The organism is Streptomyces sp. NPDC007905, assembly GCF_042959345.1.
GTDB lineage: Bacteria > Actinomycetota > Actinomycetes > Streptomycetales > Streptomycetaceae > Streptomyces.
In genome coordinates, this window is record NZ_JBIBKS010000082.1 from 1 (window position 1) to 1,379 (window position 1,379).

1 protein-coding gene is annotated in these 1,379 nt (G+C 69.5%); it reads left to right on the plus strand.

The window, feature by feature from the left end; all coding sequences use genetic code 11:
• The first annotated feature begins 138 nt into the window (after positions 1 to 138).
• On the plus strand, positions 139 to 1,356 hold the full coding sequence (locus ACFZDC_RS41990; RefSeq protein WP_391332373.1) for an IS110 family transposase: 1,218 nt from the start codon (positions 139 to 141) through the stop codon (positions 1,354 to 1,356).
• The last annotated feature ends 23 nt before the right edge of the window (positions 1,357 to 1,379 follow it).

Here is a 1,379-nt window from a genome sequence, read left to right on the forward strand (position 1 = left end):
CTGATCAGAGGTCCGGCCACCGCCCGGTTCGGCGCAACGCCGGGCAGTTCGCGGGCGGCAGGTCTGCATAACGTGGATGCGCGAGCACGACACCCGAGCCGAGGCCGGCACCGCCAACACCCCTTGGGAAGGGGCGCGATGTTCGAGATCGAAGATGTGGGCGTGTTCCTGGGCCTGGATGTCGGCAAGAGTGCCCATCACGGCCACGGACTCACCCCGGCCGGGAAGAAGGTCTTCGACAAGCCGCTGCCCAACAGCGAGCCCAGGCTGCGGGCCGTCTTCGACAAGCTGCGCGAAAAGTTCGGCACCGTCCTGGTGATCGTCGATCAGCCCGCCTCGATCGGCGCCCTGCCGCTGACCGTCGCCCGCGACGCGGGCTGTCAAGTGGCCTACCTGCCCGGGCTTGCCATGCGCCGGATCGCCGATCTCTACCCGGGCGAGGCCAAGACCGACGCGAAGGACGCCGCGGTGATCGCGGACGCGGCCCGCACCATGCCGCACACCCTGCGGTCCCTGGAACTGACCGACGAGATCACCGCCGAACTCACGGTCCTCGTGGGCTTCGACCAGGATCTCGCGGCCGAGGCCACCCGCACGTCCAACCGGATACGCGGCCTGCTCACCCAGTTCCACCCCAGCCTGGAGCGCGTCCTCGGTCCCCGCCTCGACCACCAGGCCGTGACCTGGCTGCTGGAGCGCTACGGCTCCCCGTCCGCCCTGCGCAAGGCCGGCCGCCGCAGACTCGTGGAGCTGATCCGCCCGAAAGCCCCCCGCATGGCCCAGCGGCTGATCGACGACGTCTTCGACGCACTCGACGAACAGACCGTCGTCGTCCCCGGCACCGGCACCCTCGACATCGTCATTCCCTCCCTGGCCGCATCCCTGGCCGCCGTTCACACCCAGCGCCGGGCGATGGAAGCCCAGATCAACGCCCTGCTGGAGGCTCACCCTCTTTCCCCGGTCCTGACGTCGATGCCCGGCGTCGGCGTCAGGACCGCCGCCGTCCTGCTGGTCACCGTCGGCGACGGCACCAGCTTCCCCACCGCCGCCCACCTCGCCTCCTACGCGGGACTCGCCCCGACAACGAAGTCGTCCGGCACCTCGATCCACGGTGAGCACGCACCCCGAGGCGGCAACCGACAGCTCAAACGGGCGATGTTCCTGTCCGCCTTCGCCTGCATGAACGCCGACCCCGCATCCCGCACCTACTACGACCGCCAGCGAGCACGCGGCAAGACCCACACCCAAGCCCTCCTCCGACTCGCCCGTCAACGCATCAGCGTCCTGTTCGCCATGCTCCGCGACGGCACCTTCTACGAATCCCGGACACCGAAAGACGTCGAGCTCGCCGCATAACCTCAGCAACCCCGAACCACCCC

Excerpts from the sequence above, each read along its gene's own strand:
- ACFZDC_RS41990 (WP_391332373.1), top strand. The coding sequence starts at position 139 with ATGTTCGAGATCGAAGATGTGGGCGTGTTCCTGGGCCTGGATGTCGGC.